Origin of the sequence: Mycobacterium sp. (genome assembly GCF_049585075.1) — a bacterium.
Lineage (GTDB): Bacteria > Actinomycetota > Actinomycetes > Mycobacteriales > Mycobacteriaceae > Mycobacterium.
In genome coordinates this window covers 1-8945 of the sequence record NZ_JBAUZA010000059.1, presented here as the reverse complement: position 1 = coordinate 8945, position 8945 = coordinate 1, and the positions used below count along the sequence as shown (strand labels likewise).

Genomic DNA, 8945 nt, shown 5'->3' with positions numbered 1-8945 from the left:
CCGGGTGACCCGCTGGCACCGCCGGCAGCAACTCCGGCCGCGGCGCCGGCCGGCCCGGTTACCGGGCAGAACCCCTCGCCGTTCGTCGGTGAGCCGCCGTTCGTGCCGCCGTCGTTCCAACCGGCCCCCGGATCGACGGTGGGGGTTGCTCAGCCGGTCGTCATCAACTTTCAGCGGCCGATCGCGGACGCCGCAATGGCCGAACAAGCGATCCACATTTCGTCGACTCCGCCGGTTTCCGGGAAGTTCTACTGGGTGACCCCCACCCAGCTACGGTGGCGTCCGCTGAGCTTCTGGCCCGCGCACACGGCGGTGCACATCGACGCCGCGGGCACGATGTCGGACTTCATGACCGGCGACCAGCTGATCGCGACGGCCGACGACGCCACGCACACGCTGACCGTCGCCCGCAATGGGACGGTCGAGAAGACGATCCCGATGTCGATGGGTATGGCGGCGGGGGGTCACCAGACGCCGAACGGCACCTACTACGTACTCGACAAGAAGGCCACGGTCGTGATGGATTCGTCCACCTACGGCGTGCCGGTCAATTCGACCTGGGGCTACAAGGTCAACGTCGAGGATGCCGTCCGGTTCGACAACAGTGGCGACTACGTGCACAGCGCGCCGTGGTCGGTGGACGATCAGGGCAAGCGTGACGTGAGCCACGGCTGCATCAACATCAGCCCGTCTAATGCCAAGTGGTTCTTCAGTAACTTCGGTACCGGCGATCCGATCGTCGTGAAGAACTCCACCGGGGGGACCTACTCGAAGAACGACGGCTCCAACGACTGGCAGCTCTGACGCGGAGCAGTCCCCGTTTGCGGGGGACTGCTCGCGTTGAGACGTTACCTAGTTCCAGATCCTGACTCGCTGTTGTGGGTCCAGATACAGCTCGTCGCTCTCGGCGACATCGAAGGCGTCGTAATAGGCATCGATGTTGCGGATGACGCCGTTGCAGCGGAACTCCGGCGGCGAGTGCGGGTCGATAGCTAGCCGCCGAATCGCCTCGGCATCACGGGATTTGGTGCGCCACACCTGCGCCCAGCCGAAGAATACCCGCTGTACGCCGGTGAGACCGTCGATGACGGGCGGGGTTTCGCCGTTCAGCGACAGCTCATACGCCAGCAAGGCGATGGAAAGACCGCCCAGATCGCCGATATTCTCACCGACGGTGAATGCGCCGTTGACATGATGGCCGTTGTCGAGCCCGCGCGGCGTATAGATGTCGTACTGCTCGATCAGCGCTTTGGTGCGGGCGCCGAACTCGGTGCGGTCATCGTCGGTCCACCAGTCGACCAGATTGCCGTCGCCGTCGTATTTGGCGCCCTGGTCATCGAAGCCGTGGCCGATTTCGTGGCCGATGACCGCGCCGATACCGCCGTAGTTGGCGGCGTCGTCGGCCTCGGGGTCAAAGAATGGCGGCTGCAAAATACCTGCGGGAAAGACGATTTCGTTCATCCCCGGGTTGTAATAGGCGTTGACGGTCTGTGGGGTCATGAACCACTCGTCGCGGTCGACGGGACCGCCCAGCTTGGCCAGCTCCCGGTCGGAGTTGACCTCGGAGCCGCGAAGGTAGTTGCCGTAGAGATCGCCTCGGTCGATCACCAGCTTCGAGTAGTCCCGCCACTTCATTGGATAGGCGACTTTGGCGGTGAACTTGTCCAGCTTGGCCAGCGCGCGTTGCCGGGTCTGCGGGGTCATCCAGCCCAGGTTGGTGATGCTGACCCGGTATGCCTCGCGCAAGTTGGCGACCAGCACGTCGATTCGCGCCTTGGCATCAGGCGGGAAATACCTTTGTACGTAGAGCTTTCCGACTGCATCGCCCAGCATTCCTTCGACCAGACCGACGCCTCGCTTCCAGCGCTCGCGGATCTGTTCGGCTCCGGTGAGTTTGCGGCCGTAGAATGCGAAGTCCTCGGCGACCAGCGCATCAGTCAGCAATCCAGCGCGGGCGTGGATGACTCGCCACCGAGCCCAGTTCTTCCAGTCGTCGAGATCTTCGCTACGCCACAGTCCGGCAAAAGCGGTGAGGTAATCTGGTTGGCGCACAACAAGTTCAGCTACCGCATCCGGTGTGCTGCCCAGCGCGTTCACCCAGCCGGACCAATCGAAACCCGGTGATTCGGCCTGCAGATCAGCGAAGGTGCGCAGGTTGTAGGTAAGGTCGGCGTCGCGGCGCTTCACCACATCCCAATGCGCGGCAGCCAGTTTGGTCTCCAACGCCACGATCCTGGCGGCGGTCTGGCGATGGTCGTCGGGCGCACCGCCGTAGACGAGCGCGAACATCCGCGCGATGTGCTCGGGGTAGGCGGACAGCAGCTCGGAGTGCTGCTCGTCGCGATAGTAAGACTCGTCGGGCAGTCCCAGCCCCGACTGGCTCACGTGCACGAGGTAGCGGCTGGAGTTCTTGGAGTCGGTGTCGACATACAGCCCGACCCCACCGCCAACGCCGGTACGTTGCAGGGCGCCGACGACGGCCGCCAGCGCGTCGGGATCGGCGGCGTCGTCAACCGCGGCCAACTCGTCGAGTAGCGGCTGCACACCCCGGCGCTCGACGATGCCCTCGTCGAGAAAGCTGGCGTACAGGTCGCCGATGCGTTGTTCGTCGGTGCCGGGCACCTCAGAAGACCCGGTGTTCTGGCTGACTTCGGTGATCAAGTCACGCACCTGGACTTCGGCCCGGTCGAACAGCGCGCGGAAGGCACCGTCGGTGGCGCGGTCGGCCGGGATCTCATACTCGGCCAGCCAGCGGCCATTGACATGGCCGAACAGGTCGTCTTGGGGACGGGCGCCAACGTCGACGTTGCTCAGGTCGATGCCCGAGCGGATAACTTCTACGGTCACCACACCATCCTTACCATCTCCGCGATTGCACGCCCGGCTACGTTCGATTGCCGGGCTCGCCCCCTCGCCGCTGCGCGGCTGGGGGTACCCCCACCTCATCGCCCTGCGGGCTCTGCATCGTCGCCCGGCTAGGCTCACGGCCATGCCCGAGCAGACCGAGCCAGCCGATGAAACGGCGCCGGACGAATACCCCGATGGTTTCGAGGGCCCTTTCATCTCCGGCTACGGCGTCGCATCGGCGGCGCTGGGAGCGCTTTCGGTGGCCGCGATCGCGCTGGGTGCGACGATCTGGCTGGCCCATCGCAGTGATGTGGACGAACGCGGCTATCAGAGCCGAGCCATGCAGGCTGCCGTCGAGTGGACGGGCGTGCTGATCAACATGAACGCCGGCAACGTCGCGGCCAGCTTGCAACGGCTGCACGACGGCACCGTCGGTGAACTCAACGCCGATTTCGACTCTGCCATGCAGCCCTATCAGCAAGTGGTGCAGCGGCTGCAGTCGACCAGCCGCGGTCAGGTCGAGGCGGTGGCGTTCGAAACGGTGCACCACGACCTGGACACTCAGCCGGGCGCCCCTCGTCCTGCGCCCGCCGAGCAACTGCCGGCGTCGATCGCGAGTCGCACCGACACGCTCTTGGTGGTCGCCACGTCGGTCAGCGAGAACACCGGCGGCAAGCCGCAGACTGTGCACTGGAACCTGCGGTTGGGGGTTTCCGACGTGGACGGCAAGCCGATGATCTCGCGGCTCGAGTCGATCCGATGAGGAACGCCTGGCGGGTACTGGTATTCGATATCGCGGCACCGGTGGCCGCGATCGCCGCGCTGTTGGCGATCGGGGTCGTTCTGGCCTGGCCGTGGTGGTGGGTGTCGGCGTGTTCGATTCTGGTGCTGCTGATCGTCCAGGGCGTGGCGGTGAATGTCTGGCTGCTGCGCCGGGATTCGGTCACCGTCGGCACCGACGACGACGCGCCTGGTCTCCGGTTGGCGGTAGTCGCGCTGTGCGCGGTGGCGGTGGTGTCGGCGGTGCTGACCGGCTACACGCACTGGACGTTGCCGGATCGCCGTCTGAAGGCCGACGCGGCAGAGGTGGTGCGGGTAGCGACCGGGATGGCCGAGGCGACGGCCACCTTCTCGCCGCAGCAACCGACGGCCTCGATCGATCGCGCCGCAACCATGATGGTGCCCGAGCAGGCGACCGCGTTCAAAGACAATTTCGCAAAGGCCACAGCGGATTTGGCACATCGAAACGTCACCGCTTCGGCATCGACGCTGGAGGCCGGCGTCGAAGCGATCGGGCCCTCTGCGGCCGCCGTGGCGGTGGTCCTGCGCGCTACTCAGAACGAACCGGGTCAGCCTCCCAACAACACCGTGCTGGCGCTGCGCATCGCACTGAGCAAACGAAGCGACCATTGGCTGGTGCTCGACGTGTCGCCGATCAACGCTCGCTAACGAGCTCAGCGCAGCCTGGCGTGGTCAACCATCAGGCAACGGTCCATCACCACTTGCATTCCGGCTGCCTCGGCATCGCGGCCCACTTGCTCATGCCACAAACCTTCTTGCAGCCAAAGGGTTTTCGGACGTTCCTCGAGGGCTAGCACGTCGGCCAGTACCGATGGCAGCTCGTCGAATCGCCGGAACACGTCGACCATGTCGGGTATCACCGGCAAATCGGCCAACCGGGAATACGCTGGTGCACCGTCGATTTCGGCGATCGTCGGATTGACCGGGAAGACCTGGTATTGGCCGGTCGAGATCAGATACGTATAGATTTCGTGGCTTGGCCGTGTCGGCTTGTCCGATGCGCCGACCACGGCGATCGTGTGGGTTTCGGCCAGGATGCGGCGCAGCGTCGCCTCGTCGGGCTGTCCGAGCATCAGTTGCTGCGGGGTGGTCGCTGGGGCGGCGGCTGCGCCGGTTGTTGAGTTCTGGCTTTCGCGAACCGGTCAGAAAGCCGGCGCATCCGGATCATCAACGACGCCGACGGGCTGGTCGTGGCAGCGAGGTAGCCGTTCAGCTCGTCGACGGGCACCCCGATCCGAGACGCGAATTCAGGCGTCTTCAGCCCCGATCGTTCGATCAGCACCCGCACATGGCGGGCCACTTCGTTGCGCTCGTTGGCCTCTAGGTGGGCGCGGGCGCGGTCCAGCACCTCCGCCAACGCTTTGGAGATGCCGTACGGCCGCGAGCTCTCCAGAACTTCTTCGACTTGGCGAGCAGTGCGCCCGAACGGGTCGCGCTTGATCGCCACGGCGATCTGCTTCCAGGTGGCGATATCGCCACCTTCCAGGGCCGAGCGGATCGCCGAGGTGGGCCAGAACTCCACTGGCCGCTCAACATTGCGGCGGACGGGCGGTCGATGCGGCGACGGTCCGTGGCGTCGGTCGGCTGCCAACGTCACCTCGCCTCCTCCAGCATCGCCACCGCCACCGACAGGCAGCGCTGCCTGACCTCCTCCCAGTCTGCCTTCGCATCCGGTCCGGGCCACTGCTCGTCGTCGAGATCCGTTGGGTGTGGATCCGCGAGCCGCCGGACCAACTGGGTAGCGATCCATTGCCGCCTAGGTGACTGACAACAGTAATACCTATCCATACCGGCCAGCACCAATGCGGCAGTCTCGGCTTCCATCGTGTCTACCAGCTCAGCAAATTCCGCGTAATCACGGCTGCTGTTGCGCGACATGATGAGGTAGCCCTTGAGCCGCAGCGTCTCCGCGCCGGTCGGGATTTGCAGCCGATCACCGGTAGGCAACTGCACGTGGGTGGTTTCCACCGGGCTGCGTCGCTCGAACGTCGGATGGTCAGTCTCCGCCTGGGTTTCCAGCGCGTCTAGCGCAACCGAGAGTCGACCGCGCCACAGCGTGACCGGATGTATCGGCCGCACCGCGCGGGGTGCGGCGCGGCCGACGCCGTTGCGGTGCGACAAGCCGCCGACGAACTTCTTGGCCATCGAATGGTCGTTGGTCCCGGCCGGCGTCCCCGTCGCGGCCAACTGCGCAGTGGCGGCGTCGTCGCCGCCCTTGACGTGTCCTCGCAGTCCGCCGTTGCGTCCACAACCGGTGAAGGCCAACGGGTCGGCCACCGTGATCGCGTCTGGGACCAGGTGTTTGAGTCGGGCTGCAGACTTCAACACGATCCGCAGGTCTGCACCGGGCACCACAGGTACAGAGATGTCGTCGGGAATCATCACTATGTCGCCCAGATCGACTGTGGGCAGCGGCTTTTCGAAGTCGACCGACGGCAGGATGCGGTGCAGCCAGCCTGGTAGCCACCAGTTCCACTGGGCAAACATCGCCATTAAGGCGGGCACCATCACCAGCCGCACCACCGTGGCGTCCACCGCGATCGCGACGGCACACGCCACCCCGATCTCGGCGACCAGCGGCATGCCGGCGAATGCGAAACCGATGAACACCGCGATCATGATCAACGCGGCGCTGGTGATCGTGCGCGCGCTGGTGCTCACGCCGTAGGCCACCGCGTCGCGGGTATGACCGGATTGCAGGAACCGTTCCCGGATTCGGGTCAGCAAGAAGATCTCGTAGTCCATCGACAAGCCGAATGTCATGGCCAGCACCAGCGGTGGAACGGTGCTGTCGATCGAGCTGATCGGCGCGAACCCCAGCTTCTCCAGCCAGCCCCACTGGAAGACCATCACCAAACTGCCGTAGGCCGCGGCCACCGACAGCACCGTCATCAGCACGCCCTTGAACGCCAGGAACACCGACTGAATCGAGACCAGCAGCATCACGAAGGCGATCAACGCGACGAAAACCAAAACCAGCAGCTCGGTCGCAGCCACCCGGTCGTCGAAGTCTTTGATCAGCGCGGTCGGCCCGCCGACGTCGACCTGCGCGGTGCCCCCCGCCGCCGCCGGTAGGTGGGCCCGCATCCAGGCGATGCTGCTGCGCGCGCCCAGATCCTCGGGATCCACCGACAGCACACCGGACAAAAGGGCGCTGGTGTTGTTGTCGGCGAACACCGGCGGGGTCACCGACACGCCGGGGCCGGGCGCCTGCGCCATCTCGTGACGGATCGCCGCGAGGGTCTGCGCGTGGGCGGGCGCCGACGCGTCGCCGTCGGGGAAGGTCACCAGCACCTGCACCGGGCCCAGCGCGCCGGGACCGAGCGCCTCGGCGGCCGCCGATACGCCGGCGCGAACCTCGTGTGACGAGTTGAATTGCCGCAGCAGGCTATTGCCCAGCACCATCGACAGGGCGGGCACCGCCATGGTGATGAGAACAGCCGACGCCGCGATCGCCGATGCCCACGGCCGGCGCATCACCCAACCGATCCAGCGGCTCCAGAACCGCGACTGGGTTGTTTCGGGTCGCCGCGACCAGTGCAGCGCCGCCGATCGCTTGGCGGCTGCGCGGCCGAACGTCGCCAGCACCGCCGGTGTCAAGGTTGTCGAGCTCAGCATCGCGACCGCCACCGCGAGGATCGCTCCGGTGGCCATTGACGCGAGCGCCGGGGTGTCGATCAAGTAGATGCCGGTGAGCGAGGCGACGACGGTCATCCCGGACAGCACCACGGCGAGGCCGGACGTCGCCATCGCCGCATCGGCCGCCTCTTGGGGCTGACGTCCGGCGCGCAGTTCCTCCCGGAAGCGCATCAAAATGAACAGCGAGTAGTCGACCGCCAGCGCAATGCCGAACATCGACACCGTCGAGGTGACGAACACCGACATCGTGGTGTAGGCCGACAGCAGATAAACCAGTCCCATGGTGATGGCGACGGTGCAGATGCCCAATGTCAACGGGATCGCGGCCGCGGCAAGCGAACCGAACACCGCCAGCAACACAATCAGGATGATCGGAAGGTTCCAGCGTTCCGCCGCGGCGATGTCGTGTTTGGTGTTGGCCGCCGCGGCTGTACTCAGCGCGCCCTGGCCGATCACATATAGCCGAACATGGCCGTTTTCCGTCTGTCCCGGCCGGACGCCCTGGACGCCGATCTTTGTTCGCAACTTCTTCGCGGCGTCGCTGGCGCTGCTGTTGTTCGAGGAGTCCAGGCGCAACGACACCACATACGGCCGGTCGGGCTGCGGGGCCGGCTGGGCCGGATTTTTCACCACCGCGACGTCGGAGACCTGGCCGGCGACTTGCTCCAAAAACTCCGCAGCGGCGTTCATGTCTTGGTAGCTGGCATCAGCGCGTGGCGCCGCCACGAGTGCCAACGGTGACGTGCCCTGGTCGGGGTAATGCGCCTCGAGCTCGTCGTGCACACGCAGCGATTGCGATCCGGCCACCTCGAAGCCACCGCCGGTGAGGTGACCCCCTTGAGTCGCGGTCAGGTAAATCGCGGGGAGCAGCGCGAGCAACCAACCTGTGAAGACCAGCCAGCGGAATCTGCGCAGGTTGCTGCTTAGGCGCATCATGAAGTGCTGGATTTCGGTCTCCCACGCATCAGGTCTTTGCGGCCGAGCCTACCTCAGCAGGCTATGTGGCGAGGCCGCTTAAGGCTCGCTGAGCTGCAACAACTCGGCAACGGTGCCCGAGGCTGATCGGGTGTGAGCAGTTTCGTGGCGGCTGAATTGGGCGCGCTGCCGGAGTCGATGGCAGGATGGCCTCTGGGCGTTCGCCCGCAAGCCACTAAGGAGTTCTGTATGACTTCCCTGACTGGGAATGCTGCGACGTTGCGCCGACGGCTGCTTGGCGTGCTGACCGCCACCGCAGTGGCTGGCGCCACCGCGGTGGTGCTGCTGTCGGCGCCCTCGGCGGTAGGTGCGTCTGACCCCTGTGCTGCCAGCGAGATGGCGAGAGCGATCGGCAACGTGGCCCGGTCGGCCGGCGATTACCTGGACGGGCATCCGGAGACCAACCAGGCGATGACCACCGTCTTGCAGGAGCCGGCGGGACCCCAGTCGGTCAACTCGCTGAAGGGCTACTTCGACGCCAACCCGAAGGCCGCCAGCGACATGCAGACGATCGCGCTCCCGCTTGCGGGCCTGTCAAGCAGGTGCAAGATGCCGATCAGCCTTCCCCAGGTGCTCGGCATGATGCAGGGCGCCCAGGGCGCGCTGCCCGGTGGCCTGCCAGCTGGTCTACCCAATGCGGCGGCGCAGGCCGTGTCCGGGGCCCAGGGTGCGGTACCCGGGGC

Annotated in this window: 8 protein-coding genes; 4 read left to right on the top strand and 4 right to left on the bottom strand. The window is 65.8% G+C overall.

From position 1 onward, the window contains the following. The coding region (locus WB785_RS02690) for a L,D-transpeptidase (protein WP_424077153.1) at positions 1–804 on the top strand (804 nt) is incomplete at its 5' end. Between the two features lie 48 nt (positions 805–852). Here the strand turns inward: WB785_RS02690 and WB785_RS02685 are convergent. Beyond that, positions 853–2847, bottom strand: a complete 1995-nt coding sequence (locus WB785_RS02685; protein ID WP_424077152.1) for a M13 family metallopeptidase — start codon at positions 2845–2847, stop codon at positions 853–855. A 142-nt stretch (positions 2848–2989) separates the two neighbouring features. Between WB785_RS02685 and WB785_RS02680 the strand changes: the two genes are divergently transcribed. Both WB785_RS02680 and WB785_RS02675 read left to right on the top strand, forming a co-directional pair. Continuing rightward, positions 2990–3610 carry a hypothetical protein gene (locus WB785_RS02680; RefSeq protein ID WP_424077151.1) on the top strand — a complete coding sequence of 207 codons (621 nt, stop codon included), beginning with the start codon at positions 2990–2992 and terminating at the stop codon, positions 3608–3610. After that, positions 3607–4296, top strand: a complete 690-nt coding sequence (locus WB785_RS02675; RefSeq protein WP_424077150.1) for a hypothetical protein — start codon at positions 3607–3609, stop codon at positions 4294–4296. Before WB785_RS02680 ends, WB785_RS02675 begins: the two co-directional genes overlap by 4 nt. A 5-nt stretch (positions 4297–4301) precedes the next feature. Here the strand turns inward: WB785_RS02675 and WB785_RS02670 are convergent, their stop codons facing one another. Genes WB785_RS02670 through WB785_RS02660 form a run of 3 tightly spaced genes read right to left on the bottom strand, consistent with a single transcriptional unit; the run spans position 4302 to position 8223 of the window. Continuing rightward, positions 4302–4721 carry a CoA-binding protein gene (locus WB785_RS02670; protein ID WP_424077149.1) on the bottom strand — a complete coding sequence of 140 codons (420 nt, stop codon included), beginning with the start codon at positions 4719–4721 and terminating at the stop codon, positions 4302–4304. Further along, a complete protein-coding gene (locus WB785_RS02665) occupies positions 4721–5245 on the bottom strand; it encodes an XRE family transcriptional regulator (protein ID WP_424077148.1) in 525 nt (174 codons plus the stop codon). The genes WB785_RS02670 and WB785_RS02665 overlap by 1 nt, the downstream gene beginning before the upstream one ends. Beyond that, positions 5242–8223 carry an MMPL family transporter gene (locus WB785_RS02660; RefSeq protein WP_424077147.1) on the bottom strand — a complete coding sequence of 994 codons (2982 nt, stop codon included), beginning with the start codon at positions 8221–8223 and terminating at the stop codon, positions 5242–5244. The genes WB785_RS02665 and WB785_RS02660 overlap by 4 nt, the downstream gene beginning before the upstream one ends. A gap of 228 nt (positions 8224–8451) precedes the next feature. On the opposite strand from WB785_RS02660, the gene WB785_RS02655 reads away from it, so the two are divergent. Next, positions 8452–8945, top strand: a 494-nt coding sequence (locus WB785_RS02655) for a hemophore (RefSeq protein WP_424077146.1), incomplete at its 3' end; no start/stop codon positions are given.